24 protein-coding genes are annotated in these 25,941 nt (G+C 71.6%); 16 read left to right on the top strand and 8 right to left on the bottom strand.

Annotation, left to right across the window (positions count from 1 at the left end):
- Positions 1-241 precede the first annotated feature (241 nt).
- The 5 genes from tig (at position 242) to ASF37_RS16220 (ending at position 5,142) form a co-directional block, all read left to right on the top strand.
- The gene (tig, locus tag ASF37_RS16240) at positions 242-1,648 is read left to right on the top strand and encodes a trigger factor (protein ID WP_056575792.1); all 1,407 of its coding nucleotides are present in this window, start codon (positions 242-244) and stop codon (positions 1,646-1,648) included.
- Between the two features lie 148 nt (positions 1,649-1,796).
- The gene (locus tag ASF37_RS16235; protein WP_055965015.1) at positions 1,797-3,053 is read left to right on the top strand and encodes an alpha/beta hydrolase; all 1,257 of its coding nucleotides are present in this window, start codon (positions 1,797-1,799) and stop codon (positions 3,051-3,053) included.
- A gap of 66 nt (positions 3,054-3,119) precedes the next feature.
- The gene (locus ASF37_RS16230) at positions 3,120-3,596 is read left to right on the top strand and encodes an SRPBCC family protein (RefSeq protein ID WP_056575795.1); all 477 of its coding nucleotides are present in this window, start codon (positions 3,120-3,122) and stop codon (positions 3,594-3,596) included.
- Positions 3,586-4,080: an SRPBCC family protein gene (locus tag ASF37_RS16225; protein WP_082506567.1), complete on the top strand. Its 495-nt coding sequence runs from the start codon at positions 3,586-3,588 to the stop codon at positions 4,078-4,080. Before ASF37_RS16230 ends, ASF37_RS16225 begins: the two co-directional genes overlap by 11 nt.
- A gap of 174 nt (positions 4,081-4,254) precedes the next feature.
- Entirely contained in the window at positions 4,255-5,142 is an 888-nt protein-coding gene (locus ASF37_RS16220; protein WP_055965020.1) for a TIM barrel protein, read from the top strand.
- 573 nt (positions 5,143-5,715) lie between these two features.
- On the opposite strand, the gene ASF37_RS16215 is transcribed toward ASF37_RS16220, so the two are convergent.
- The 6 genes from ASF37_RS16215 to ASF37_RS16190 all read right to left on the bottom strand — a co-directional run bounded on the left by ASF37_RS16215 (position 5,716) and on the right by ASF37_RS16190 (position 12,924).
- A complete protein-coding gene (locus ASF37_RS16215) occupies positions 5,716-7,209 on the bottom strand; it encodes a CoA-acylating methylmalonate-semialdehyde dehydrogenase (protein ID WP_056575799.1) in 1,494 nt (497 codons plus the stop codon).
- An 87-nt stretch (positions 7,210-7,296) separates the two neighbouring features.
- On the bottom strand, positions 7,297-9,219 hold the full coding sequence (iolD, locus tag ASF37_RS16210) for a 3D-(3,5/4)-trihydroxycyclohexane-1,2-dione acylhydrolase (decyclizing) (RefSeq protein WP_056575802.1): 1,923 nt from the start codon (positions 9,217-9,219) through the stop codon (positions 7,297-7,299).
- Between the two features lies 1 nt (position 9,220).
- Positions 9,221-10,141, bottom strand: coding sequence for a 5-deoxy-glucuronate isomerase (iolB, locus tag ASF37_RS16205; RefSeq protein WP_056575805.1), 921 nt, complete (start codon positions 10,139-10,141; stop codon positions 9,221-9,223).
- Positions 10,138-11,043, bottom strand: a complete 906-nt coding sequence (locus tag ASF37_RS16200; protein ID WP_055966351.1) for a hypothetical protein — start codon at positions 11,041-11,043, stop codon at positions 10,138-10,140. The genes iolB and ASF37_RS16200 overlap by 4 nt, the downstream gene beginning before the upstream one ends.
- Before the next feature lie 5 nt (positions 11,044-11,048).
- A complete protein-coding gene (gene iolC, locus ASF37_RS16195; RefSeq protein ID WP_056575808.1) occupies positions 11,049-12,056 on the bottom strand; it encodes a 5-dehydro-2-deoxygluconokinase in 1,008 nt (335 codons plus the stop codon).
- Positions 12,057-12,180: 124 nt separating this feature from the next.
- Entirely contained in the window at positions 12,181-12,924 is a 744-nt protein-coding gene (locus tag ASF37_RS16190) for a GntR family transcriptional regulator (RefSeq protein WP_235493001.1), read from the bottom strand.
- A 170-nt stretch (positions 12,925-13,094) separates the two neighbouring features.
- Here ASF37_RS16190 and ASF37_RS16185 point away from each other — a divergent pair, with 170 nt between their 5' ends.
- The 5 genes from ASF37_RS16185 to ASF37_RS16165 all read left to right on the top strand — a co-directional run bounded on the left by ASF37_RS16185 (position 13,095) and on the right by ASF37_RS16165 (position 18,328).
- Positions 13,095-14,051 carry a sugar ABC transporter substrate-binding protein gene (locus ASF37_RS16185; protein WP_055965040.1) on the top strand — a complete coding sequence of 319 codons (957 nt, stop codon included), beginning with the start codon at positions 13,095-13,097 and terminating at the stop codon, positions 14,049-14,051.
- An 87-nt stretch (positions 14,052-14,138) separates the two neighbouring features.
- On the top strand, positions 14,139-15,173 hold the full coding sequence (locus ASF37_RS16180; RefSeq protein ID WP_055965043.1) for an ABC transporter permease: 1,035 nt from the start codon (positions 14,139-14,141) through the stop codon (positions 15,171-15,173).
- On the top strand, positions 15,170-16,042 hold the full coding sequence (locus ASF37_RS16175; protein ID WP_056555188.1) for an ATP-binding cassette domain-containing protein: 873 nt from the start codon (positions 15,170-15,172) through the stop codon (positions 16,040-16,042). Before ASF37_RS16180 ends, ASF37_RS16175 begins: the two co-directional genes overlap by 4 nt.
- A 139-nt stretch (positions 16,043-16,181) precedes the next feature.
- A complete protein-coding gene (locus tag ASF37_RS16170) occupies positions 16,182-17,342 on the top strand; it encodes a Gfo/Idh/MocA family protein (RefSeq protein ID WP_235500016.1) in 1,161 nt (386 codons plus the stop codon).
- Complete coding sequence (locus ASF37_RS16165) at positions 17,339-18,328, top strand: Gfo/Idh/MocA family oxidoreductase (RefSeq protein ID WP_056575811.1); 990 nt, start codon at positions 17,339-17,341, stop codon at positions 18,326-18,328. Before ASF37_RS16170 ends, ASF37_RS16165 begins: the two co-directional genes overlap by 4 nt.
- 9 nt (positions 18,329-18,337) lie before the next feature.
- On the opposite strand, the gene ASF37_RS16160 is transcribed toward ASF37_RS16165, so the two are convergent.
- Positions 18,338-19,336, bottom strand: a complete 999-nt coding sequence (locus ASF37_RS16160) for a LacI family DNA-binding transcriptional regulator (RefSeq protein ID WP_056581701.1) — start codon at positions 19,334-19,336, stop codon at positions 18,338-18,340.
- A gap of 185 nt (positions 19,337-19,521) precedes the next feature.
- On the opposite strand from ASF37_RS16160, the gene ASF37_RS16155 reads away from it, so the two are divergent.
- Both ASF37_RS16155 and ASF37_RS16150 read left to right on the top strand, forming a co-directional pair.
- Complete coding sequence (locus ASF37_RS16155) at positions 19,522-20,544, top strand: Gfo/Idh/MocA family oxidoreductase (protein WP_056581700.1); 1,023 nt, start codon at positions 19,522-19,524, stop codon at positions 20,542-20,544.
- A gap of 1 nt (position 20,545) precedes the next feature.
- The gene (locus ASF37_RS16150; protein ID WP_056581699.1) at positions 20,546-21,334 is read left to right on the top strand and encodes a TIM barrel protein; all 789 of its coding nucleotides are present in this window, start codon (positions 20,546-20,548) and stop codon (positions 21,332-21,334) included.
- A 36-nt stretch (positions 21,335-21,370) separates the two neighbouring features.
- Here the strand turns inward: ASF37_RS16150 and ASF37_RS16145 are convergent, their stop codons facing one another.
- A complete protein-coding gene (locus tag ASF37_RS16145; protein WP_056581695.1) occupies positions 21,371-22,399 on the bottom strand; it encodes a LacI family DNA-binding transcriptional regulator in 1,029 nt (342 codons plus the stop codon).
- A 133-nt stretch (positions 22,400-22,532) separates the two neighbouring features.
- Between ASF37_RS16145 and ASF37_RS16140 the strand changes: the two genes are divergently transcribed.
- The 4 genes from ASF37_RS16140 to ASF37_RS16125 all read left to right on the top strand — a co-directional run bounded on the left by ASF37_RS16140 (position 22,533) and on the right by ASF37_RS16125 (position 25,848).
- Positions 22,533-23,738: a phytanoyl-CoA dioxygenase family protein gene (locus ASF37_RS16140; RefSeq protein ID WP_056555209.1), complete on the top strand. Its 1,206-nt coding sequence runs from the start codon at positions 22,533-22,535 to the stop codon at positions 23,736-23,738.
- A gap of 1 nt (position 23,739) precedes the next feature.
- Positions 23,740-24,513, top strand: a complete 774-nt coding sequence (locus tag ASF37_RS16135) for an SDR family oxidoreductase (protein WP_055965069.1) — start codon at positions 23,740-23,742, stop codon at positions 24,511-24,513.
- A gap of 148 nt (positions 24,514-24,661) precedes the next feature.
- A complete protein-coding gene (locus ASF37_RS16130) occupies positions 24,662-25,249 on the top strand; it encodes an ATP-dependent Clp protease proteolytic subunit (protein ID WP_055966357.1) in 588 nt (195 codons plus the stop codon).
- Entirely contained in the window at positions 25,246-25,848 is a 603-nt protein-coding gene (locus ASF37_RS16125) for an ATP-dependent Clp protease proteolytic subunit (protein ID WP_055965072.1), read from the top strand. Before ASF37_RS16130 ends, ASF37_RS16125 begins: the two co-directional genes overlap by 4 nt.
- Positions 25,849-25,941: the final 93 nt, after the last annotated feature.

Raw genomic sequence — 25,941 nt, 5'->3', positions numbered from 1 at the left:
CTCGACTGCCCTCATCACAGCGACGCACCATGAGGCGGTGATGAGCCGGTCATGAGGGCTCTCTCATGAAGCCCCTGCGGTCGGGGGCAGTGCGGGTTCGCCCTGGACTGGTGGGCCGTGAGAGACTGGCCGGAGGTCCTGCCGCAGGCTCGGAGAGCCAGCGCGACCTCCCGTGCCCGCAGCACGTCACGTGCGGATGCGGCACGCACCCCGACCCCCATCACCGCAGGAGCAGCACGACGTGAAGAGCACCACCGAGTCCCTGAGCCCCACCCGCGTCAAGCTCACGATCGAGGTGCCGTTCGAGGAGTTCCAGCCCAGCCTCGACAAGGCCTACAAGACGATCGGCGCGCAGATCACCATCCCCGGCTTCCGCAAGGGCAAGGTGCCGGCGGCCATCGTCGACCAGCGGATCGGCCGCAGCGCCGTCCTCGACGAGGCCATCAACGGCGCACTGCCCGGCTGGTACAGCGAGGCGCTGCAGCAGGCCGAGATCCAGCCGCTGAGCCAGCCCGAGATCGACCTCACCAAGTTCTCCGACGGTGAGGACATCGAGATCACCGCCGAGCTCGACGTGCGCCCGACGATCGAGCTGCCCGACCTCGCCGCCATCGAGGTCCAGGTCGCCGACGCCGAGGTCACCGACGCCGACGTCGACGAGCAGATCGACGCCCTGCGCGACCGCTTCGCCGTCACGCTGGACGTCGACCGTGCGGCCGCCGACGGCGACGCCGTGACCATCGACCTCGTCGCGCGCGACAAGGACGGTGCCGACATCGAGGGCGCCGACGCCAAGGGCCTGCCCTACACGATCGGCTCGGGCACGCTGCTCGACGGCCTCGACGAGGCGCTCATCGGCCTCGAGAAGGGCGCGACGACGACGTTCTCCACCGAGCTGGTGGGCGGTGAGCTGAAGGGCACGCCGGTCGACGTCACCGTCACCCTCAACGACGTCAAGGAGCGCCAGGTCGCCGACCTGGACGAGGAGTTCGTCCAGACGGCGTCGGAGTTCGACACCGTCGATGAGCTCAAGGCCGACGTCCGCGAGCGTCTCGTGCGCGGCAAGCGCATGGAGCAGGCCGCGGAGGCCCGCGACCTCGTGCTCGAGGAGGTCGTCGGCACGGTCGAGGCGCCGCTGCCCGAGACCGTCGTCGCCGAGGAGCTCCAGGGCCGCCGCGAGCAGATCATGCAGCAGCTCTCGTACGCCGGCATCTCCTTCGACACCTACCTCGAGGACGAGGGCCAGACGGCCGAGGAGTTCGAGGCCGAGCTGGAGCGTCGGGTCCGCGACTCGATCGTCGCCCAGTTCGTGCTCGACCAGGTCGTCGCCGACTCCGAGATCGGCATCGAGAACGACGAGCTGACGCAGCACATCATGCGTCGCGCCCAGGAGTCGGGCGAGGACCCGAACTCCTACATCCAGCACATCATGGAGCACAACCACGTGCCCGAGATGGTGAGCGAGGTGCTGCGCGGCAAGGCGCTCGCCACCCTCATGCAGCAGGCCACGGTCAAGGACGCTTCCGGCACCGTGCTCGAGCTCGGCAAGCTGCGCGCCGACGGCTCGATCGCCGACGACGAGGTCGAGACGAACGACGAGTCCGCCGACGCCGAGTCCGAGGCCTCCGAGGAGTCCGACAAGGCCTGACGCGACGTCGTCCGACGCCGGCCCGGCGCCCCCTGGGGGTGCCGGGCCGTCGTGCGTCCGGGTCCGGTCCGGTGGGTCGGCCGGGAAATCGCTGAGAACCTCACCACTCCCGGTTCCCATCGCGTCCGGATACCGGCAGTATGTAGACATGTCCGGCACACCTGCACGCACCACCGACGTGGCAGCGCTCGCGCTCGACCACCTCGACCGGTTGGTCGTGGGCACGGTCCGCGAGGTGCACCAGGCGGCTGCGGCGCGGGCGTTCCGCGCCACGCGGGTCGTGGGCGGACGGGTCCCGGAGTCGTTGCACGACGCGGTCGTGACCTCGGTCTACGGCGCGGTGTCGGGGGTGCTGAGGGTCGGCAGCGGCACGGTGCGCGCCCTCTCCGCGCGGGGCGTGGGGTCGCCGGTCGAGTCCAGCCGGTTCGGCCGCAGCGTCGTCGCCGCCGTCAACGGGCTCATCGGCGACGAGCTGCGCATGCTCGACGACCCCCAGGCGATCGTCATGTCGGTGCGCGTCGACGGGGAGGACCTCCCGGTCACCGAGTGGCAGGTCGCCGAGGCCTTCCGGGGTGCCTCCAGCCACCTCGTGGTGTTCCTGCACGGTCTGTGCGAGGACGACGAGTCGTGGGACCTGGGCTCGAAGGTCAGCGGCTCCACCTACGCGTCGCGGCTCACCACCGAGACCGACGCGACGCCGGTCATGGTCCGGTACAACACCGGCCTGCACATCTCCGAGAACGGCAAGCACCTCGACGCACTGCTCACCCAGCTCGTCGACGTCTGGCCCACCGCCGTCTCGCGCATCACCCTGGTCGGCCACTCCATGGGTGGCCTGGTCGTGCGGGCCGCGACCAACCACGCCACCGCGGGCGGCAAGACGTGGCAGCACCTCGTGCGAGACGTCGTCTGCCTGGGCACGCCGCATGCCGGCGCCAACCTCGAGAAGGTCGCCCACCTCGGGTCGTCCGTGCTCCGGTTCCTGCCGGAGTCGCGTCCGTTCAGCACCATCCTCGACACCCGGTCCGCGGGCATCGTCGACCTGCGCCACGGCTACATCTCCGCCGACGAGTGGGAGGGTCAGGACCTCACCCGCGCCTGGGGCCTCGACCGCATCGCCGCGGCGCCGCTCCCGCACGCCGAGTACCACTTCGTGGCCGGCACGCTCGGTGCCACGCAGCGGCACGCCGTGAGCGCGGTGCTCGGCGACCTGCTGGTGCACTTCTCCTCGGCCACCGGTGTCGGACGCACCGGCCCGGTCGTCGAAGGCGCCCGTTTCGAGTACGTCCCGAGCGCCCACCACTTCGCCCTGCTGAACCACCCGACGGTCGGCGACTGGATCGTCGAGTGGGTGCGCGCCGGTCACCGTCCCGTGCGTGCCCTCTCCGCCTCCGGTCGCGCCTAGGCCCGGGCCCCTCGTCCCTCTTCGAACGACCCACCCCGCCCCCGCACCACCCTCTGGAGGACCACCGTGCCGAACCGCAGCCTGATCGAGGACTCCGTCGAGATCGACGCGACACCCGCCGCCGTCTGGGCCGTCGTGTCCGACCTCAAGCGCATGGGGGAGTGGAGCCCGCAGTGCAAGAAGATGATCATCCGCGGAGGCGAGGTCAAGCAGGGCGCCCGCACCATCAACGTCAACCGCCAGGGCTGGAAGGTGTGGCCCACGCGCTCGTACGTGAAGGTCTTCGAGCCCGAGCGTGAGCTGGCGCTCAAGGTCGCCGAGAACGGCACGGTCTGGACGTACCGCCTGGAGGCGCTCGACGGTGGCCGCACCCGGCTGACGGAGTCGCGCACCGCCCCGAACGGTGTCTCGAACCTCTCGAACCTGCTCACCAAGCACGTCCTCGGCGGCACCGACGCGTTCGAGACCGAGCTCGAGCAGGGCATCGCGCACACGCTCCGGCGGATCAAGTCCGAGGTCGAGCGGACCGCCCGTGCCGCCTGAGTTCCCGAGCCAGGGTCTGCCGCCCCTCGAGGCGGAGGTCGTCGTCGCCGCTCCGGTCGAGACCGTGTGGACCCTGCTGTCGGACCTGCGCTCGATGAGCGAGCGCAGTCCCGAGACCGTACGGATGTTCATCGCTGCTGCGCCGAAGGTCGGCTCGCGCGGCCTGAACGTCAACCGCAAGGGTGCCGTCGTCTGGCCCACGACAACCCGCATCACCCGGTGGAAGCCGCCGACCCACGACGGCTCGGCAGCCCTGGCGTTCCACGTGGGCCCGACCGACGTGGAGTGGTCCTACGAGCTGACGCCCGAGGGTTCCGGCACGCGCGTCGTCGAGCGTCGCACGGCCCTGCCGCGCGCAGGCCTGACCGTGCGGCTGGCGGGGAAGTGGTTCATGGGCGGCGCCGAGAACCACGACGTCGACCTGCTCGACGGCATGCACCGCACCCTCGACGCCCTGCGTCGCGACGCGGAGGCGCTGGGCTGATCGAGGCCCACTGACACCGATCCGCCCGGGTCGGTGTCAGTGGCATGGGCGTGCGAGGAAATCCACGTCAGTATGTCAGGACATGGGCTTGACGTAGGCCTGTGAGCGCGCCCACACTAGGGACGTCCCTCTTTGTCACGACAAATGACGCCCCTGTTGAAAGGACATCGCCCGATGTCGACCACCGCTTCCGTCCGCACGCGTGTCGCGGGCGCTCCCATCTCGTGGGGCGTCTGCGAGGTTCCCGGTTGGGGCCTGCAGCTGCCCGCCGACCGAGTCCTCGGCGAGATGCGCGAGCTGGGCCTGACCGCCACCGAGTTCGGTCCCGACGGCTTCCTGCCGGACGAGCCCGTCGAGAAGGCGGCCTTCCTCGAGCAGTACGGCCTCGCCGCCGTCGGCGGGTTCCTGCCCGTCGTGCTGTTCGACGCCGACCACGACCCGCTGCCCGAGGTCGACCGCTTCATCGACGCCTGTCTCGCGTCCGGTGCGGGCGTCGTGGTGCTGGCCGCGGCCACCGGCCAGGAGGGCTACGACGCACGTCCCGTGCTCGACGACGTGCAGTGGAAGACGCTGAACGCGAACCTCGACCGCATCGCCGACCACGCCGTCTCGCGCGGCGTCGTGGCCGTGATCCACCCGCACATGGGCACTATCGTCGAGAACGCCGCCGACGTGCAGCAGGTCCTCGACGGCTCGCACATCGGCCTGTGCGTCGACACCGGTCACCTGGCCGCCGCCGGCGCCGACCCCGTCGCCATCACCCTCGCCAACCTCGACCGCGTGGGCCACGTCCACCTCAAGGACGTCGATGCCGAGAAGGCCGCCCGCGTCGTGGCCGGCGAGGTCACCTTCTCCGACGCCGTCGCCGACGGCATGTGGCAGGTCCTGGGCCGCGGCTCGGTCGACGTCGCCGCCATGGTGAGCGCCCTCGAGGGTCACGGCTACACCGGTTGGTACGTGCTCGAGCAGGACCTCATGCTCACCGACGGCGAGCCCGAGGGCGAAGGTCCGGTCGCCGACGTGCGCCGCTGCCTCGCCTACGTGGAGGGCCTGCTGGCCTGATCCGCCCCGACCCCCTGACGAACGGGCCCCGCGCAGCTGCGCGGGGCCCGTCCGTCGCGGTGGGACCGCCGCGGCGGAGCCGGGGGACGCAGGATTCTGCCTTCGTGAGTGCGAGCCCCAACGATGCTGCGTTCGAGGCGGGATCCGGACACGAACGCAGCATCCTCGGACGTTGCCTGCATGAACGCAGAACCTTGCGTCGCCCGGCCGCACCCGGCGACCTCGGGGTGGCCCGGGCGCGTCCGCTCCGTCGAGGCCCTCTCGGAGACCAGGTCCGACGAGAGCCGCGGCGGCGCAGCACGACCCCGAGCGAGAGCCGCGGCGGCGCAGCACCACCCCAGGCGGGAGCAGCGGCAGCGCAGCACGACCCCGAGCGAGAGCCGCGGCGGCGCATCCTCCGTCGAGCCGGCGCGAGCCCGGGAGGTGCTCCCACCACCGACGAAGGGCCCCGACCGTGAGGTCGGGGCCCTTCGCCGTGCGGTGGCAGCCGCAGGTCGGTGGAGCGTCAGGCGCGCCGAGTCGCGCGCTGCGTCAGGCGTGCGGTGTCACGCGTTCAGCGTCACGCGTTCAGCGTCACGCGTTCTGGGGGAAGCCCAGGTTGATGCCGCCGTGGCTGGGGTCGAGCCAGCGCGAGGTGACGACCTTGCCGCGGGTGAAGAAGTGCACGCCCTCGGTGCCATGAGCGTGGGTGTCGCCGAACAGGCTGTTCTTCCAGCCGCCGAAGGAGTAGTACGCCATGGGCACGGGGACCGGCACGTTGATGCCGATCATGCCGACCTCGACCTCGTTCTGGAAGCGCCGGGCGGCGCCGCCGTCGTTGGTGAAGATCGCGGTCCCGTTGCCGTAGGGGTTGCTGTTGATGAGCTCCAGGGCCTCCTCGTAGGAGTCGACGCGCAGCACCGAGAGCACGGGGCCGAAGATCTCCTCGGTGTAGATGCTCATGTCGCGGCTCACGTGGTCGAACAGGGTGGGGCCGACGAAGAAGCCCTCACCGGCAGCGTCGACCTCGGGGTTGCGGCCGTCGACCACCAGCGTCGCGCCGGCGGCCTCGCCCGCGTCGACGAACCCGGCCACGCGGTCGCGTGACTGCGACGTGACGAGCGGGCCCATGTCGCAGCCGCGGGTGCCGTCACCGGTGCGCAGCGCCTCGGCGCGCTCCTTGACCTTCGCCACGAACGTGTCGGCGACGTCCCCGACCACCACGGCGGCGGAGATCGCCATGCAGCGCTCGCCCGCGGAGCCGAACCCGGCGTTGATGGCCTGGTCGGCGGCGAGGTCGAGGTCGGCGTCGGGCAGCACGATCATGTGGTTCTTCGCGCCGCCCAGGGCCTGGACCCGCTTGCCGTGCGCGGTGCCGGTCTCGTAGACGTACTGCGCGATGGGGGTGGAACCGACGAACGAGACGCTCTTGATGTCGGGGCTGGTGAGCAGCCCGTCGACGGCGACCTTGTCGCCGTGCAGCACGTTGAACACGCCGTCGGGCAGACCGGCCTCCTTCCACAGCTCCGCCATCCAGACCGCGGCCGTCGGGACCTTCTCCGACGGCTTCAGCACGACGGTGTTGCCGGCGGCGATCGCGACGGGGAAGAACCACATCGGCACCATCGCCGGGAAGTTGAAGGGGCTGATGATCGCGACCGGGCCGAGGGGCTGACGCACCGAGTGCACGTCGACGTTGGTGGACGCGTTCTCGGTGAAGCCGCCCTTGAGCAGGTGCGGCATGCCGCACGCGAACTCCACGACCTCCTGGCCGCGGGCCACCTCGCCGGCGGCGTCGGAGAGCACCTTGCCGTGCTCGGAGGTGATGATCGCGGCCAGCTCGTCGGCGCGGGCGTTCAGCAGCTCGCGGAACGCGAACATGACCTGGGTGCGGCGGGCGAGCGACGTGTCGCGCCAGGCCGGGAACGCGGCCTTCGCTGCGGCGACGGCTGCGGCGACGTCGTCCTCGGACGCGAACGACACGCTCGACGTGACCTCGCCCGTGGCGGGGTTGGTGACGTCGCCGAAGCGTCCGCTCGTGCCCTCGACGGGCGCGCCGTTGATCCAGTGGTTGACGGTGGTGGCCATGGTGGCTCTTCTCCTCGGTGGTGCAGGTGCTGGTGGGGTGGGGCGGTCGCCTCCGGCGGGGGTGCCGGGATGTGGGCGGCGTCGTGCCTAGGCGCCCGGCGTGGGCGGCGGGGTGAGGTGCAGGTGCTGGTCGGCCTTGGCGGACCGGTAGGTCTCGTAGGCCTGCTGGGTGGACTCGAGGGTGGAGGTCTCGCTGACCGGGACGTCCCACCACGACTCGCTGCTCGGTGCAGGGACGAGCGGGTCGGTCTCGACGTGGATGACGGTGCTCGTCGGCGACTCCTTGGCCGCGGTGACGGCCTTGCCGAACGCCCCGGCCGAGTCCACGCGCACGACCTCGACGCCGAGGCTCTCGGCGTTCGCCGCGAGGTCGACGGGGAGCTTCTCCCCGTCGAGCCGGCCGGATCCCTCCGCGCGGTAGCGGTAGCGGGTGCCGAAGCGCTGCGAGCCGAGGCTCTCCGACAGCGAGCCGATCGAGGCGTAGCCGTGGTTCTGCACGAGCACGACGATGATCTTCACGCCCTCCTGCACCGCGGTCACGAGCTCGGTGGCCATCATCAGGTACGAGCCGTCGCCGACCATGACGAAGACGTCGCGATCTCCACGCTCGGCCATCGCGGCACCGATCCCGCCGGCCACCTCGTAGCCCATGCAGGAGTAGCCGTACTCCACGTGGTAGCCCTTGCTGTCGCGCGTGCGCCACAGCTTGTGCAGGTCGCCGGGCATCGAGCCGGCGGCGCAGAGCACCACGTCGCGCGGGTCGGACAGCTCGTTCACCAGGCCGAGCACCTCGCCCTGCGTGGGCAGGCCGCCCGCACCGCGGTCGGGCGTCTCGGGCACGTAGGTTGCCTCGACGGTGGCGTCCCAGTCGGCCGCGAGGCGCTGGTACTCCTCGACGTAGGCGTCGTCGACGCGGTGGCCGTCGAGCGCCACGCGCAGGGCGTCGAGCGTCTCGCGGGCGTCGGCCGTGATCGCGAGGCCGGACTGCTTCACCGAGTCGATCGCCGCGACGTTCACGTTCACGAAGCGCACGCCCTCGGCCTGGAACGCCGTGCGGCTGGCGGTGGTGAAGTCGGAGTAGCGGGTGCCGACGCCGATGACCAGGTCGGCGTCGCGGGCGATCGCGTTCGCGGCCGTCGTGCCGGTGGAGCCGATGGCACCCAGGCACTGCGGGTGGTCGTACACGAGGGTGCCCTTGCCGGCCTGGCTCTGGCCGACGGGGATCCCGGTGGCCTCGCTGAAGGCCGCCAGCGCCTCGGTGGCCTGGCTGTAGTGCACGCCGCCGCCGGCGACGAGCACCGGACGCCGTGCCGAGCGGATCGTCTCGGCGGCGACGTCGACCAGCGAGCGCTCGGGCACCGGGCGAGCCACGTGCCACACGCGCTTCTCGAACAGCTCGACCGGCCAGTCGTGGGCCTGTGCCTGCACGTCCTGCGGGAAGCAGATCGTGACGGCTCCGGTCTCGGCCGGGTCGGTGAGCACCCGCATGGCCGCCAGCAGCGCCGACGGCAGCTGCTCGGGGCGCCACACACGGTCGAAGTAGCGCGACACGGCGCGGAAGGTGTCGTTGACGGTGACGTCGCCGGACTGGGGGAGCTCGAGCTCCTGCAGCAGGGGCGAGGCGCTGCGGTCGGCGAACGTGTCGGCGGGGAGCAGCAGCACGGGGAGCCGGTTGATCGTCGCCAGCGCGGCGCCGGTGACCATGTTCGTCGCGCCCGGCCCGACGCTCGTCGTCACGGCCCAGGTCTGCAGCCGGTCCTTCTGCCGGGCGTACGCCACGGCCGAGTGCACCATGGCCTGCTCGTTGCGGCCGAGCACGTAGGGGAGCAGGTCGGGGTCCTCGAGCTCGGCCTGGAGCAGTGCCTGACCGAGGCCGGCCACGTTCCCGTGGCCGAAGATGCCGAACGCCCCGGCGAACAGCTTGTGCTCCACGCCGTCGCGCTCGGAGTACTGCGCGCCCAGGAACGCGATGGTGGCCTGCGCGACGGTGAGCCGTCGGGTCTGCGTCATGTCAGTCGCCTTCGGTGAGTCGGGGGTCGATCTCCTGGTGCTCCCAGGTGGACCTGACCCAGGTCTGGTCGGGGTGGTCGCTGATGAGCCACGCGCGCTCGGCGCCCGGTCCGGCCATGACGTTCAGGTAGTACATGTCGTGGCCGGGGGCCGCGGTGCACGGTCCGTGCCACCCGTGGGGGACGAGCACGGTGTCGCGGTCGCGCACCTCGTGCAGCACGTCGATCTCGCCCGCGGGCGTCGAGCTGGTGCGGTGGAAGCCGAGACCGGGCTGGCCCTGCGGCCCGTCCTGCACCTCGAAGTAGTAGATCTCCTCGAGGGCGGACTCGTGCTCGGACTCCTCGTCGTGCTTGTGCGCCGGGTAGCTGGACCAGTTGCCGCCCGGGGTGATGACCTCGCAGGCGATGATCGACCCGGCGTCGAGGACGCCCACGGTGCCGAAGTTCCGCACCTGGCGGCTGCTCTGCCCGGCCCCGCGCAGCTCGACGGGGACCTCGGCCGCCGGCAGGTGCCGGGCGGGCAGGACCACGTCGGTCGTGGCACCGCAGACCGCGAAGCGACCACCGTCGGCCGACGTCAGCGTGACGGCGGCGTCGAGCGGTGCGTAGAGCACGTCGGTGGGTCCGGCGAACACGTCGGAGCGCCCGGTGAGGGTGAAGGTCTCCCCGTCGGCGGTGCTGCCGACGGTCACCTCGGTGCTGCCGGACAGCGGCACGACCAGCAGCTCCTGGCCGGGTGCGGCCACGGTGCGGCTCTCGCCGGCGGCCAGCGTCACGGTCCACAGGCTGGTGTGCGACCAGCCCTCCCGCTCGCCCGCGACGACGGCGAGGTCGAAGCCGTCGCCGGCGCCCTCGCCGGCGGGTACGACCCAGTCGGTCGCCGCCCGCGGCCCGGCACCCCCGCCGGTGTCCGAGGGGGTCACCGGACGAGTCCCACGGCCGTGTCGACGGCGCCGGCGACGTCGTCGTCGTGGGGGAAGAGCATGGTGCGGCCGACCATCAGGCCACGGACCCCGGGCTGGGCCAGGGCCTGCTCCCAGCTGCGGTAGACCGTCTCGGGGTGGCCGGTCGGGTCGCCGCCCAGCAGCAGCGTGGGCAGCGTCGTGGACCGCATGACGCGCTCCATCTCCTCCACCACGGGCAGCTTGAGCCAGGTGAAGGCGCTCGCGGCACCGAGCCCCTGGGCGATGGCCACGGACTTGATGACGGCGTCGGGGGAGAGGTCGTTCACGACCTTGCCGTCGCGCCGGCTCGACATGAACGGCTCGACCATGGCCACGACCTCGGCGCGGTTGAGCTCGGTGATGGCGGCCGCCTGGGTCTCCAGCGTGCGCAGGGTGCCCGGGTCGTCCAGGTCGATGCGGGTCAGCATCTTGGCGCCCTCGAACCCGGCGTCGATCGTGCCCCGCACGTCGTAGCCCGTCATGCGGTCGTCCATCTCGTAGGACGAGCCGGCGAGGCCCCCACGGTTCATGGAGGTGAAGACCACCTTGTCCTCGAGCGCGCCGAGCAGCAGCAGGTCCTCGAGCACGTCGGCCGTCGCGAGCACGCCGTCGACGCCGGGACGGCCGAGCGCGGTGACCAGACGGGCGAGCACCTCGTGACGGTCGGCCATCGCCGTCGGGTTGCCCGTCGCGGCGAGGGCACCGCGGGCGGGGTGGTCGCACGCGACGATCATCAGGCGTCCGTCGGCCGGCAGCAGCGGCCGACGACGGCGCGAGCTCAGCAGCTTCGTGACGCGTTGGGGATCGTGCGCCCGGACCTCGCGCAGCGCGGCGATGTCGGCGACGAAGGGGGTCGTCGGGTCCTGGGGGGTGGGGGACATGCGGGTCACGACTCCTGCGGGAAGCGCTCTCGGACGAGCTCGTCGATCTCGTCCTGGGTGGGCATGGCGGTCGAGCACTCGAGGCGCGACGCGACGATCGCGCCGGCGGCGTTGGCGTTGCGCAGCAGCTGCTCCAGCGGGAGGCCCGCCAGCAGGCCGTGCACGAGGGAGCCGCCGAAGCTGTCGCCGGCGCCGAGGCCGTTGACCGGCTCGATGAGGATCGGCGGGGACTCGACCCGCTCGTGGCGGGTCTTGGCGAGCACGCCCTTCGGGCCCTGCTTGACCACGGCGAGCTCCACGCCCGCGTCGAGCAGGGCGTCGGCGGCGCGGTCGGGATCGGTCTCGCCGACGGCGACCTCGCACTCCTCGCGGTTGCCGACCGCGACGCTCACGTGGGGCAGCATCTTCTGCACCTGGACCGTGGCGTCCGCGGGGTCGGACCAGAACATGGGGCGGTAGTCGAGGTCGAGCACGGTGTGGTGCCGATCCTGACGTGCCGAGCCGTCATGCCGCCCGTGGCCCGGCACCCCCGCCGAGGAACGTGCCTCGAGCATCGCGAGCTGCGTCGAGCGGCTCGGCTCCTCGCTCATCCCGCTCGTGGTCACCCAGAGCAGGTCCACGGCACGCACGAGCTCGAGGTCGACCTGGTCGACGGTCAGGTTCATGTCCGGGGCGCTGGGCTTGCGGTAGAAGTACAGCGGGAAGTCGTCGGGCGGGAAGATCTCGCAGAACGTCACGGGCGTGGCCAGCTCGGGCACGACCACGACGTGCGAGTCGTCGACGCCCAGGTCGCGGAACGCCCGCCGGACGAACCGTCCGAAGGGGTCGTCGCCGACACCGGTGAGCGCAGCCACCCGGTGACCCAGCCGCGCCGCGGCGACCGCGACGTTGGCCGTGGTCCCGCCGAGGAACTTGCCGAAGCTCTCGACGTCCTCGAGACCCACGCCGATCTGCAGCGGGTAGACGTCGACGCCTGCCCTGCCGTAGGTCAGGACCTCGGGGATGGTGCTCATGGCGGCCTCTCTGCCGGGCGGGGTGCGACGTGGACGACGTTACGTTCGTCACGACGACCATGTCAACTGTTTGTCATGACAAACAAATGTCAGGACATATATCGCGCTGCAAGCGCGGCCGCGATCAGCGGTCGACCAGCGTCATCTCGAAGGAGTAGCGGTCCGGCCGGTACAGGTGGGTGCCGAACTCCACCGCGTTGCCGGCGTCGTCGTAGGAGGTGCGCTGCATCGTGAGAAGGGGGGCCGAGCGCCGCTCCTCGAGCAGGCGGCACTCCCGAGCATCGCCCTTGCGTGCGCCGATGCGCTGCTTGGCCACGCGCATGAGCACGCCGGCGTTGCGCAGGGACTCGTACAACCCCTCCCGCTCGAGGTCGACGGTGTCGAGGTCGAGCACCTCGACCGGCAGGTAGTTGTGCATGAGCGCGAGCGGGGCGGACCCGACGAACCGGACCCTCTCGAGCGACCAGATCTCGGCGCCGACGTCCACCCGCAGCTCGTTGGCGAGCTCCTCGGTGGCCGGGATGCGCTCGTAGGACTCGACCTTGGTGTGGGGCTCCTGGCCGGCCGCCCGCAGGTCGTCGTGCAGGCTCGTCAGCTCGACGGAGCGGCTGATCTTGCCGTGCACGACCTGGGTGCCGACGCCGCGCTTGCGCACCAGCATGCCCTTGTCGACGAGCACCTGGATCGCCTGGCGCACGGTGGGCCGCGAGAGGCCGAGGTGGCCGGCGAGGCTGATCTCGTCGCTGATTCTGGCGCCGGCACCCAGGTGGCCGTCCAGGATGGCGCGCTCGAGCTGCGCGGCCACCTGGAAGTACAGGGGAACCGGGCTGGAGCGGTCGAGCTGGATGTGCTGGGCTGTGTCCGACACGTCAAAGTCCTTCCTTTGTGAGGCCATGCAACACGGCGTGAAACGTTTCGTCAATATGTCTTGACAATGAACCCGTCCCTGCTGTGAAGTGGGGCACACTGTGACGCGTCGCACCAGACGAGGTCACGGAGGGCCTGACCCGCAGGCCCCGAGAACAGGAGAACCCCCGCATGAAGAAGCTCAAGCTCGCCGGCGCGGTCATCGTCGCCGGCGCCCTCCTGGCGGCGTGCAGCGGCACCGGCCAGGAGGACGACACGGCCGAGTCCAAGGACCTCACGTACGCGGTCATCACGCACTCGAGCCCCGGTGACGCGTTCTGGGACCGGGTGAAGAGCGGTGCCGAGCAGGCCGGCAAGGACTACGGCGTCGAGATCAACTACAGCAACGACCCCGACCCGGCCAAGCAGTCGCAGCTGATCGACGGCGCGGTCGCCGACAAGGTCGACGGCATCGTGGTCTCCATGGCCAACCCGGACGGTCTCGAGAGCAGCATCAAGAAGGCCGTCGCCGCGGGGGTCCCGGTCGTCTCGATCAACTCCGGCATCGATCGCTGGCAGGAGTTCGGCGCCATCACCCACATCGGCCAGTCCGAGTCCATCGCCGGCGAGGCCGTCGGCGAGCGTCTCAAGAGCGAGGGCCTGAAGAAGGGCATCTGCGTCGTGCAGGAGGCCGGCAACGTCGGTCTGGAGGAGCGCTGCAAGGCTGCGGCCGGCACGTTCGGCGGCGACATGGAGAACCTCCAGGTCGACGGCACCGACGACAACGCGGTCACCTCGACCATCACCTCCAAGCTGCAGGCCGACTCCGACATCGACGTCGTCCTGACGCTCGGTGGCCAGTACGCGATCGACGCCGTCTCGGCCGTCGACGCGGCCGGCAGCGACGCCACCGTCGCGACGTTCGACCTCTCGGCCGACGTGGTGAAGAACATCGAGGACGGCAAGATCCTGTTCGCCGTCGACCAGCAGCCCTACGTCCAGGGCTTCCTGGGTGTCACGACGCTCTACCTCAAGAGCATCAACGGCAACGACGTCGGCGGCGGCCAGCCGATCAACTCCGGCCCCGCCTTCGTCACGAAGGACAACGCGGCCGACGTCGCGAAGTTCGCCGAGGACGGCACGCGCTGACGCAGCGGTCACGGGCGGGGGCCCGAGAGGACGCACCGACGTCGTCCGGGCCCCCGCCGCCCACCCTCCACGAAAGGCATCCACACCATGACGACAGCCTCCGTCGCCGATGAACGCGTCGCGAAGACGTCGACGCTGACCAAGCTCCTCAAGCGACCCGAGATCGGCGCGCTGGTCGCCGTCATCGTCATCTTCAGCTTCTTCGCGCTGACCACCAGCGCCTTCGCCACCTCCAGCGGAGCCAGCACCTGGCTGCGCTCGGCCTCCACGATCGGCATCATGGCCGTCGCCGTGGCCCTGCTCATGATCGGCGGGGAGTTCGACCTCTCGGCCGGCGCGATGACCGGGTTCACCGGGCTCGCGGTCGGCATCCTCTGCACGGAGTACGGCCTCAACATCTGGGCCGCGATCGTCGTCTCGCTGGCCCTCGCGCTGGCGGTCGGCTTCTTCAACGGCGTGATCGTCATGCGGACGGGGCTGCCGAGCTTCATCGTCACGCTCGGCACGTTCTTCGTCCTCCAGGGCATCAACCTCGCCCTCACGAAGGCCCTCACGGGTCAGGTGGCGATCCAGGGCATGGCGCAGGTGCCGTTCTACGACCAGCCGAAGGCGATCTTCGGCTCGTCGGTCGACATCGCGGGCGGTGCGGTCTTCGCGTCCGTCTGGTGGTGGCTGGCCATCACCGCCGTGGCCACCTGGGTTCTGCTGCGCACGCGCGTCGGCAACTGGATCTTCGCGGTCGGAGGCGCCCAGGTCTCCGCACGCCAGGTCGGTGTGCCGGTCTTCAAGACCAAGGTCGGGCTCTTCATGACCACGGCCGGTGCCGGCTGGCTCGTCGGCATGCTGCTGCTGTTCACGACGTCGACCGTGCAGTCCAACACGGGTGTCGGCCAGGAGTTCATCTACATCATCTGTGCCGTCGTCGGCGGGTGCTTGCTCACGGGCGGCTACGGCTCGGCGATCGGCGCTGCCTTCGGCGCGCTGATCTACGGCATGGCGAACCAGGGCATCGTCTACTCGGGCTGGGACAACAACTGGCTCCGGGCGTTCCTCGGCATCATGCTGCTGGGAGCGGTCCTCCTCAACGAATGGGTACGCAAGCGAGCGGAGCTGTCCCGATGAGCAAGAAGTCCACGGAGTCCACCGTCACGACCACCGAGCCGCCGGCGCGCGGCACGACGATCGTCGAGGTCCAGGACATCGGCAAGCGCTACGGCAACATCATCGCGCTGTCCGACGTCTCCACCACGGTCAAGGCCGGCGAGGTCACCTGCGTGCTGGGTGACAACGGCGCGGGCAAGTCGACGTTCATCAAGATCCTGGCCGGTGCGCACCAGCACACCGACGGGACGCTGGTCGTCGACGGCGAGTCCACGTCGTTCTCGAACCCGCGGCAGGCGCTCGACGCCGGCATCGCGACGGTCTACCAGGACCTCGCCGTCGTGCCGCTCATGCCGGTGTGGCGCAACTTCTTCCTCGGCAGCGAGGTCCGCAAGGGCGTCGCGCCGTTCAAGAAGCTCGACGTCGAGTTCATGAAGAGCACCACGCGCGACGAGCTCGCGGCGATGGGCATCGACCTGCGCGACGTGGAGCAGCCGATCGGCACGCTCTCCGGTGGAGAGCGCCAGTGCGTGGCCATCGCCCGCGCGGTGTACTTCGGCGCCCGGGTCCTGATCCTCGACGAGCCGACGGCCGCCCTGGGCGTCAAGCAGTCCGGTGTGGTGCTGAAGTACATCGCCAAGGCCCGCGAGCGTGGTCTGGGGGTCGTGTTCATCACCCACAACCCGCACCACGCCTACCCGGTCGGCGACCGCTTCATGCTGCTGCGTCGCGGCAAGAGCATGGGTGACTACGCCAAGTCCGAGATCACGCTCGACGAGCTGACCTCGATGATGGCCGGTGGCGCCGAGCTGGAGTCCCTGGCGCACGAGCTGGCCCGCACGATGGGCGACGACAGCGAGATCGCGCAGGAGATGGCCGCCGAGGCCTGACCCTCGACCGCGCGGTCGGCCGGGAGCCAGGGGGACCCGGCCGACCGTGTCGCGCTGTCCGCGCCCGGCGCGCCCCATGCCGGGCCCCACCCGGCACCCACGAACGATCGCCGTCGCGACGGCGGAGAGGCAGGACCCCGTGAGCACACCCGAGCTGCGCGTCGGCGTCGTCGGCTTCGGCTGGATGGGCCAGGTGCACGCCCGAGCCCTGACGCGGCTCGTCCAGCACTACCCCGACACGGCGCTGCGTCCCCGCCTCGTGGCGGTGGCCGACAACGCCCCCGACGACCGGACGGCGCGAGCCGCCGCCGCGTACGGGTTCGAGCACCTGCTCTCGGACTGGCGCGAGCTGGTCGAGCACCCGGAGGTCGACCTCGTCTGCGTGACCGGTCCCAACTTCATCCACCGCGACGTCGCGGTCGCCGCGGCGCAGGCGGGCAAGCACCTCTGGGTCGAGAAGCCCGCCGGCCGCGACGCCGGGGAGACCGCCGAGATCGTGGCTGCGGTCGAGGCTGCCGGCGTGCAGGCCGCCGCGGGGTTCAACTACCGCAACGTGCCGGCCGTGGAACGGGCCCGGCGCATCGTCGCGTCGGGAGCCATCGGCGAGATCGAGCACTCCACCGTCCGGTTCCTCGCCGACTACTCCGCCGATCCCGACGCGGCACTGTCCTGGCGCTTCCGGACCGAGTTCTCCGGCTCGGGCGTGCTGGGCGACCTCGTGAGCCACGCGACGGACCTGCTCGGGTACGTGGTGGCGCCGGTCGCCGAGCTGGTCGTGGACCGCGCGACCTTCATCGCGCAGCGTCGCGAGGCCGTGCCGGGTGCGATGCACTACGAGAAGGGTGCCGGCGCGCTGGGCGACGTCGAGAACGAGGACTACGTGAGCGCCCTGCTGCGCCTCGCCGACGGCTCACGAGCCGTGCTGGAGTCGAGTCGCGTGGCCGTGGGGGAGCAGAACACCTACGGCTTCGAGGTCCACGGCACCCGCGGGGCCGTCGCGTGGGACTTCCGTCGCATGAACGAGCTGCGCGTCGCGTCGGCGCGCGACGACGCCTTCACCGACACGTTCTACGCCACCGAGTACGCCGGCCCGGGCGACGGGGAGATCGGTGCCTTCCAGCCCGGCACGAACAACCCGGTCGGCTTCGACGACCTGAAGGTGGTGGAGGCCCGACGTCTCGTCGAGTCGATCGCCACCGGCACGCCCGTCGGCGCGACCATCCACGACGCGCTCGTCGCGGCACGGGTGCTCGACGCCATGATCCTGTCCTCCGACGAACGAAAGTGGGTCTCCCTGTGAGCAAGCGACTGAAGGTCGGCGTCGTGGGCGCCGGTGCGATGGGGGCGGCGCACGTGCGCACGCTCGCGACGAGCGTCCCCGGCGCCGAGGTGACCCGGGTCTTCGACATGGACACCGCCCGCGCCCAGGCCGTCGCGGCCGAGGTGGGCGGTGAGGCCGCGGCCTCGCCCGAGGCGCTGGTCGCCGACGTCGACGCGTTCGTGATCGCGTCGCCCGACTTCACCCACGCCGACCTGGCGATCGCGGGCATCGAGGCCGGCAAGCACGTCCTGTGCGAGAAGCCGCTCGCGGTCACCGCCGACGACGCGCGACGCGTCGTGGACGCCGAGGTCGCGGCGGGTCGCCGGTTCGTGCAGGTCGGCTTCAACCGGCGCTTCGACCCGGGCTTCGTGAGCCTCAAGGGTTCGGTCGCCGACGGGTCGCTCGGCCAGGTGAAGCTCGTGCACGGGATCCACCGCAACGCCACGAACGCGACGAGCACCGACTCGTCCACGCTGGTGACCGGCTCGATGATCCACGAGTTCGACACCTTCCGGTGGTTGCTCGACGACGAGATCGCGGCCATCCGCGTCGAGTCGCCGATCGCCGAGGGCTTCAAGGACCCGCAGGTCGCCACCATCTGGATGGCGGCCGGCCAGATGATCACGGCCGAGGTCTACTGCAACGCCGCCTACGGGTACGACGTGCGTGTCGAGGTGGTCGGCGACGGCGGGTCGGCGATGCTCGAGCCCCGGCCCCCCGTGGTGCGCCGCGTCGCGGGGCAGAGCAGCACTGCGATCGGGAGCGACTTCGTGGAGCACTTCATCGAGTCCTACCGGCTCGAGCTCTCCGCCTGGGTCGACGCGTCACTGCGCGGCGAGGTCGTGGGCGCATCGGCGTGGGACGGCTTCGCGGCCAACCTGGTCGCGGCCTCCGGCGTCGCGGCCCTGGACTCGGGCGCACGCGAGCCGGTCGTCGTCCCCGAGCGCCCGGCGCTCTACGCCTGACGGGGTAGGTCAGGCGGGGTCGGCCAGGCGGGGGGCGGGCCCGCTGGTGCTGCGGACCACGAGTCGTGGCGTGAGCACGACCTCGGTCGGGTTCCGTCCCGCGAGCAGGTCGAGCGCTCCGGACACGGCTCGCTCCGCCATCTCGAGGGCGCTCTGCGCCACCGTCGTCATCCGGTCCTGCCGGGCGACGGCGAGCCGGGAGTCGTCGTAGCCCACGACCGACACGTCGGCCGGGACGTCGACGTGGGCTCGCAGCAGGACGTCGAGCACGCCGGAGGCGCAGTGGTCGTTGAAGGCGACCACGGCCGTCGGCGTCGGGCGCTGGTCGAGCAGGCGTCGCGCCGCCTCGACGCCCGCCTGCTCGGTGGGCCCGCCGGGGACGACCCACGGCTCCATGCCACGGCGCACGGCCGCTGCGTGGAAGCCCCGGCGGCGGTCCTCGGCGCCGGGCGCGGACCCGCCGTCGACGTGCACCACCCGCACGTGACCGAGCTCGGCCAGGTGGTCGACCGCGAGTCCGACGCCGGCCTCGTCGTCACCCCGCACCGAGGCCACGCCGTCGGCGTCGCTCCGGCGGGCCACGACGAGCGTCGGGACCCGCGTGCCGAGCGAGCCGAGGGCGTCGGGGGAGATGTCGGGACCGAGCAGCACCAGGGCGTCGCACCGTTCCCGCATGAGGGCCTGGATCGCCGCGTCCTCGTCGCGCGAGGGCGCCACGGCGCTGATCGCGACGTCGTAGCCCTGCGCGGCGGCCGCCTCGTAGAGGTGCTCGACGAGGTCGCCGTGGAAGGGCTGGTGCAGGTCGAACGTGACGCCCAGCAGCCGCGTGTCCGTGCGCCGCAGCTGGCGGGCGCGCTGGTCGGGCACGTAGCCGAGACGCTCGGCGACGCCGCGGACCCGCTCCCGGGTCGCCGCGCTCGCCCCGGGGGCGTCGCGCATCACGATCGACACGAGGGCGACCGAGACCCCGGCCTCGCGCGCCACGTCGGCGAGCGTCGTGCGGGTCACGCGTCCTCCTGGGGGCTCGTCGACGGCGGGGCTTGGACGAGAGCTTTGACGATGGGGCGTCCGCATCATATCCTCGGTCTGCATCGTTCTACTAGAACGTTCTAGTCCAGGCCTCGTCCGGTCGTCCGAACTCGCAGCCCACGTCGCCCCCGCCCCGCCCACCTCACCACGCACTCGGAGGAACCATGTCCGCTCCCGTTCGCATCGGCCTGATCGGCGCCGGCCGCATCGGCGCCTCCCACGCCGCCGTCGTCGCCCGACGCGTCCACGGGGCTTCCCTCGTGGCCGTCGCCGATCCTCGTCCCGGCGCCGCGGCCGAGGTGGCCGGGCCGCTCGACGCACGCGCCGAGACGTCGGTCGAGGCCGTCCTGCGGGCCGACGACGTCGACGCCGTGGTCGTGGCCGCGTCGTCGGTCGCCCACCGCGACCTCGTGGTGGCCGCGGCCGAGGCCGGCAAGCACGTGTTCTGCGAGAAGCCGGCCGGCATGTCGCTCGCGGAGATCGACGACGTGCGCACGGCGACGGCGAAGGCCGGGGTCGCGTTCCAGGTCGGCTTCAACCGGCGGTTCGCGCGCGAGTTCGCGGCGGCCCACGAGGCGATCGTGGCCGGACGCCTGGGGGACGTCCGCCAGCTCCGCTCGCTCACCCGCGACCCGGGCCGGGGTCCCTCCGACCCCGACGGCGTGCCGCCGTGGACGATCTTCACGCAGACCCTGATCCACGACTTCGACACGCTGAACTGGCTGAACCCGGGCGCTCACGCCGTCGACGTCGTCGCGACCGCCGGCTCGCTCACGGCGCCGGGCCACCCCACGTTGCTGGACCACGCCACCGTCGTCGTGACCTACTCCAACGGCGCGATCGCCACGGCCGAGGCGAGCTTCGCCGCGACCTACGGCTACGACGTGCGCGCCGAGGTGCTGGGCTCCGACGCGATGGTGACGATGGGTGAGGGCGCCCAGTCCTCGCTGCGTCTGCACGACGGGTCCGGCCGCCTGGCCACGACCGCCCACAGCGACACGGAGCTGCTCCTGGACGCGTACACCGGTGAGCTCGAGGAGCTCGTCGCCGCCGTGCGGGAGGGCCGTGCCCCCTCGGTCGGCGCGGACGACGCCTTCGCCGCGTTCGCGATCGCCCAGGCCTGCATCGACTCGTTCACCACCGGCGGCCGTGCGGCCGTCGCCACCGCCGTGCCGCAGGAGGCCTGAGATGACGTTCACCCTCGCGATCTGCTCCGAGATGGTCTACACGGACCTGCCGCACCTGGAGCGCGTGGAGCGCATCCACGAGCGCGGGTTCGCCGCCGAGATCTGGGACTGGACGGCCAAGGACGCCGACGCCCTCGTCGCGACCGGCGCCCGGTTCACGTCGATGACCGGCTACGTGACCGGCGACCTCGTCACCGAGGACGGGGCCGACGACCTCCTCCGGACGGCGGAGGAGTCCATCGGTTTCGCCCGGCGGATCAGCTGCCCGTCGCTGAACATCCACGGCACGGGGCTGGGGGAGGGCGGCATCCCGGTCCGGCCGGTCGAGGTCGTCACCGGCGACATGTGGCTCGCGGCGGTGAGGACGCTCTCGCGGGTGGCCGAGCTCGCCGAGCAGCACGACGTCACCTACGTGATCGAGAACCTCAACCTCGAGGTCGACCACCCCGGCACGCCGTTCGCGCGGGCCGCCGACACGCTGGCCCTCGTGAAGGCGGTCGGCAGTCCGCACCTGCGGATGAACCTCGACCTGTACCACGCCCAGATCGGCGAGGGGAACCTCGTGGAGCTCGTTCGTCGGGCCGCCCCGTACCTCGGCGAGGTGCAGGTGGCCGACGTGCCGGGTCGCTGCGAGCCCGGCACGGGCGAGATCCGCTGGCCCTTCGTGGCCCAGGCCCTCGCCGACGCCGGCTACGACGGCGTGGTGGCCATGGAGGCGTGGGCGAGCGACCCCTCGGTCGACGGCAGCGACCGCGCCCTCGACGCGTTCCGCGAGGCCTTCACGGTCTGACGCCTCGGCCGTCCCCTGCCCTGCCGGGCGCCAGGCTCACCGTCCGAACGCGCGGGGCAGGTTGAACGGCGTCACGACCTGGACCTGAGACGGCACCGACGTCGGGGGCCCCGGGACGGCTCCGTGGTGACGGAGCAGGAGGCGGCAGGCGTGCCGCGCGTCGGCACGCAGGTCGTGGTGGAGCGCGAAGTGCACGCGCCGGGTGCGCAGCAGCTCGGAGTTGTCGGCGTCGAGGTCGTGCGCGACGAAGACCTGCGGCGCCCGCCCCACCTCGGCGAACGCCGCCAGCGTGGCGCGGTTGCCACCACCGACGGAGTACACGGCGTCGACGTCGGGGTGCTCCGTGAGCGTGGCGCCGACGGCCGTGCCGGTGGAGGGGTCCAGGCCGCCGGTGTCGCTGACCCGCAGCACCCGTCGGCCGGGAGCGAGCTCGGCGAGGGCTTCGGTGAAGGACTCCACGCGCTGCCCCTCGCCGCGGAAGTCGCTGGCGCTGAGCGTCACGAGGACCGCGCCGACGCCGGGTGCGGACCGGGCGACCAGGTAGGCCGCAGTGCGTCCGGCTGCCGCGTTGTCGATGCCGACGTACGCGAGGCGCCTGCTGCCGGTCAGGTCGGTCACCAGGGTCACCACGGGTATCCCGGACTCGGCGAGCATCCCGACCTCCGCAGCCACGTCGGGGTGGTCGGGCGCCTTGAGCAGCACGCCGTGCGAGCGTCGGCGACCGATCGCGCGCAGCGTCTCGACCATGGTGGCCACGTCGGCCTCCTCGCCCAGGTGGAAGCGCGCACGGACCGCCGCCGGGCGCAGGGCGGGCAGCTCGGCCTCGAGCGCGGTCCGCACGGCGGCGCTGAACCGCGTGGGTGCCTGCATCACGAGGTCCAGCAGGAAGGTCCGGCCGACGAGGCGCAGCTGGGTGGCCTGGCGGTCCAGCTCCTCGATCGCCCGCTCGACCTCCGCCACCGTCGCGGCGCGGACGCCGGGGCGTCGGTGCAGGACGCGGTCGACCGTGGCCTCGCTGAGGCCGCTCTGCTGCGCGATCTCGCGCACCTTGTGGCGGTGGGGCACGGCTCCTCCGGGCGGGTCGGACCGATCGTTCTGAGGGTTTCTTGAGGGACTCTAGGCCCCCGCGCGGACGCATACCAGGACTAGCGTCGGACACGTCGAGACCTGCCGACCACCCCGCACCCAGGAGTCCGCCATGACCGCCACGCACCCCGCCCCGCCCGGCCGCCGAGCCCGCTTCACGCCCGACGACGTGAGCCTCGACGACTTCGTCGCGCTCGTCACCGCGCCCACCGATCCCCACGCCTACCGCCACGCCGACCGGGTGGAGCAGGGTGTCGTCGTGTACGCCGCCGCCGACCTGCGTGCGGCGGCGTCGACCCCCGACGGCGAGGACGCCGTCCGCGCCGAGATCGTCCACGCACTCGCCGACGGGCCGGGCATCGTCGTGCTCGAGGGGGCCTGGGACGACCTGTCCGTCGTCGACCGGGCCACCGCCGCGTTCGAGTCCGTCATCGCGGCGGAGAAGGCGTCAGGCGTGGCCGCCGGCGACCACTTCGCCAAGCCCGGGGCCAACGACCGGATCTGGAACGCGCTGGAGAAGCTCGCCGTGAGCGACCCGGGCACCTTCGTCGACTACTACGCCAACGACCTCCTGGCCCTCGTCTCCACCGCGTGGCTCGGACCGGGCTACCAGGTGACCTCGCAGGTCAACGTCGTCCGCCCCGGCGGCGTGGCACAGGACCCGCACCGCGACTACCACCTGGGGTTCCTCTCCGACGAGCTCACGGCGCGCTACCCCGCGCACGTGCACCTGCTGTCGCCGGTGCTGACGCTGCAGGGCGCCGTCGCCCACGTCGACATGCCCGTCGAGAGCGGCCCCACCCTCTACCTGCCGCACTCCCAGAAGTACGGTCCCGGCTACCTGGCCTACCGACGTCCGGAGTTCCGCGCCTACTTCGAGGAGCACCACGTCCAGCTGCCCCTGGCCAAGGGGGACGCGGTGTTCTTCAACCCGGCGCTGTTCCACGGAGCCGGGACCAACGTGTCCGCGGACGTGCAGCGGGTCGCGAACCTGCTGCAGGTCTCGTCGGCGTTCGGCCGGGCGATGGAGGCTGTCGACCGGGCGAGGGCCGCCACCGCCGTCTACCCGACGCTGCGCGAGCGCCAGGACGCCGGCTGGCCGACCGAGGCGCTGCACCACGTCGTCGCGGCGGTCGCGGAGGGCTACCCGTTCCCGACCAACCTCGACCTCGACCAGCCGGTCGACGGCATGACCCCGCTCGCGCAGACCGAGGTGCTCGAGCAGGCGCTCGCGGCCCGATGGTCCGCCGACCAGGTCGCGACGTCGCTCGGTGCGTACGCCGACCGCCGCAGGACCGCGCCGATCGAGGGTCTCTGACATGGGGCGCCTCGACGACCGGGTGGTCCTCGTCTCCGGTGGCACGCAGGGCGTCGGGCTGGCCATCGCGCGACTCGCCCTGCGCGAGGGCGCGCGGGTGGTCGTGACCGGGCGTCGTCCCGACGTCGGGGCCCGCGCCGCCGAGGAGCTGTCGGCACTCGGTGACGCGCGCTTCGTGGCGTGCGACGTCGCCGACGTCGAGGCCTGCCGCGCGGCGGTGGCCGGGACCGTCGCCCTGCACGGCCGGGTGGACGGTCTCGTGAACGCGGCGGGCTTCACCGAGCGCGGCAGCGTGCTCGACACGACGCCGGAGATGTTCGAGCAGCACGTGGCGGTGAACCTGCGCGGTCCCTTCTTCCTCATGCAGGCCGCGATCGGCGACATGGTCCGACGCGGGCAGCCCGGAGCGGTGGTCAACGTGCTCACCATGAGCGCGCACGGCGGCCAGCCGTACCTGGCGCCCTACGCCGCCACGAAGGCCGGGCTCGCCGGCCTGACCAGGAACGCCGCCCACGCCCACCGCTTCGACCGCGTGCGCGTCAACGGCGTCAACATCGGGTGGACCGACTCCGACGGCGAGGACGCGATCCAGCGCCGGTTCCACGACGCGGGCGACGACTGGCGGGAGCGTGCCGCCGAACGGCTGCCGGCCGGTCGGCTCGCGTCGCCGGAGGACGCGGCCGGCATCGTGGTGCTCCTGCTGAGCGACGAGAGCGGCGTCGTCACGGGCTCGGTCGTGGACTGGGACCAGACCGTGCCCGGCGCCTCGGACTGAGGTCCGGGGCTCCGGATGCGTCACGCTGTCAGCGAACAGGGCGTGTTCACGCGTGTCTCGCGACCGCTCGCCCTCTAGGGTCGACAACGTGAACACACCAGACGCCACCACCCAGGGCCCGACGGGCCAGGCTCAGTCGGTGCAGGGCATGGCCGGCACCGACGTCGGCCCGTCCGACCTCGACGGCCACATCTACCAGCGCCTGCTGCGCGAGCGCATCATCTTCCTCGGTTCGGAGGTGCGCGACCAGAACGCCAACGCGATCTGCGCGCAGATGCTGCTGCTCAACGCCGAGGACCCGGGCGCCGACATCTTCCTCTACATCAACAGCCCGGGCGGCTCGGTCGACTCGGGCATGGCCATCTACGACACGATGCAGTTCATCTCCAACGACGTCGCCACCGTGGCCATGGGCCTCGCCGCGTCGATGGGGCAGTTCCTGCTCGCGGCCGGTGCACCGGGCAAGCGCTACGCGCTCCCGCACGCGCGGATCATGATGCACCAGCCCTCCGGCGGCATCGGCGGCTCGGCCTCGGACATCAAGATCCAGGCCCAGCAGTCGATCCTGCTCAAGAAGCAGCTCAACGAGCTGCAGTCGGTCCACACCGGCCAGACGATCGAGCAGATCGAGGCCGACGCCGACCGCGACCGTTGGTTCACCCCCGACCAGGCCAAGGACTACGGCTTCATCGACCAGGTCATCAAGAGCGCCCAGGAAGTGGGTAAGAAGGCATGAGCTACTACATCCCGCAGTGGGAGGAGCGGACCTCCTACGGGTTCCGCCGCATCGACCCCTACGCCAAGCTCTTCGAGGACCGCATCATCTTCGTGGGCACGCCCATCAGCGACGACGTCGCCAACGCCGTCATGGCGCAGCTGCTCTGCCTGCAGCAGATGGACGCCGACCGCGACATCCAGCTGTACATCAACAGCCCGGGCGGCTCCTTCACGGCCATGACGGCCATCTACGACACGATGCAGTACCTCAAGTCCGACGTGATGACCGTCTGCCTCGGCCAGGCCGCCTCGGCCGCCGCCGTGCTGCTCGCCGCCGGCACCCCCGGCAAGCGCTACGCCCTGCCGAACAGCCGCATCCTCATCCACCAGCCCTACACCGAGGGCACGGGCGGCCAGATCTCCGACCTGGAGATCCAGGCCAACGAGATCCTCCGCATGCGCGAGCTGATGGAGAAGATGATCTCCGACGCCACGGGCAAGACGCCCGAGGAGGTCAGCAAGGACGTCGAGCGCGACAAGATCCTCACGGCCGACCAGGCCAAGGAGTACGGCATCATCGACGGGATCTTCGAGACCCTCAAGGTCCCCGCCGCCTGAGGCTCCGGCCGACGCCGCCACCCGTGGACGACACGCGGCGGCGTCGGCCGAACCCCCGGTGGACCGTCCGCCGGGCTTGTAGTGTGAGGGCGA

This window comes from Aeromicrobium sp. Leaf289, assembly GCF_001423335.1.
Lineage (GTDB): Bacteria > Actinomycetota > Actinomycetes > Propionibacteriales > Nocardioidaceae > Aeromicrobium.
The sequence above is the reverse complement of the archived record's forward strand: the minus strand, read 5'-3'. Positions and strand labels throughout refer to the sequence as shown.

Bases quoted from the DNA above. Each gene is read 5' to 3' on its own strand.
- ASF37_RS16180 (WP_055965043.1), top strand. From the start codon at position 14,139: ATGACGACAGCCTCCGTCGCCGATGAACGCGTCGCGAAGACGTCGACG.
- ASF37_RS16135 (WP_055965069.1), top strand. From the start codon at position 23,740: ATGGGGCGCCTCGACGACCGGGTGGTCCTCGTCTCCGGTGGCACGCAG.
- ASF37_RS16200 (WP_055966351.1), bottom strand. From the start codon at position 11,043: ATGTCCCCCACCCCCCAGGACCCGACGACCCCCTTCGTCGCCGACATC.
- iolC (WP_056575808.1), bottom strand. From the start codon at position 12,056: ATGAGCACCATCCCCGAGGTCCTGACCTACGGCAGGGCAGGCGTCGAC.
- ASF37_RS16150 (WP_056581699.1), top strand. From the start codon at position 20,546: ATGACGTTCACCCTCGCGATCTGCTCCGAGATGGTCTACACGGACCTG.
- ASF37_RS16235 (WP_055965015.1), top strand. From the start codon at position 1,797: ATGTCCGGCACACCTGCACGCACCACCGACGTGGCAGCGCTCGCGCTC.
- ASF37_RS16125 (WP_055965072.1), top strand. From the start codon at position 25,246: ATGAGCTACTACATCCCGCAGTGGGAGGAGCGGACCTCCTACGGGTTC.
- iolD (WP_056575802.1), bottom strand. From the start codon at position 9,219: ATGACGCAGACCCGACGGCTCACCGTCGCGCAGGCCACCATCGCGTTC.
- ASF37_RS16175 (WP_056555188.1), top strand. From the start codon at position 15,170: ATGAGCAAGAAGTCCACGGAGTCCACCGTCACGACCACCGAGCCGCCG.
- ASF37_RS16220 (WP_055965020.1), top strand. From the start codon at position 4,255: ATGTCGACCACCGCTTCCGTCCGCACGCGTGTCGCGGGCGCTCCCATC.
- ASF37_RS16215 (WP_056575799.1), bottom strand. From the start codon at position 7,209: ATGGCCACCACCGTCAACCACTGGATCAACGGCGCGCCCGTCGAGGGC.
- ASF37_RS16185 (WP_055965040.1), top strand. From the start codon at position 13,095: ATGAAGAAGCTCAAGCTCGCCGGCGCGGTCATCGTCGCCGGCGCCCTC.
- ASF37_RS16155 (WP_056581700.1), top strand. From the start codon at position 19,522: ATGTCCGCTCCCGTTCGCATCGGCCTGATCGGCGCCGGCCGCATCGGC.
- ASF37_RS16130 (WP_055966357.1), top strand. From the start codon at position 24,662: ATGGCCGGCACCGACGTCGGCCCGTCCGACCTCGACGGCCACATCTAC.
- ASF37_RS16140 (WP_056555209.1), top strand. From the start codon at position 22,533: ATGACCGCCACGCACCCCGCCCCGCCCGGCCGCCGAGCCCGCTTCACG.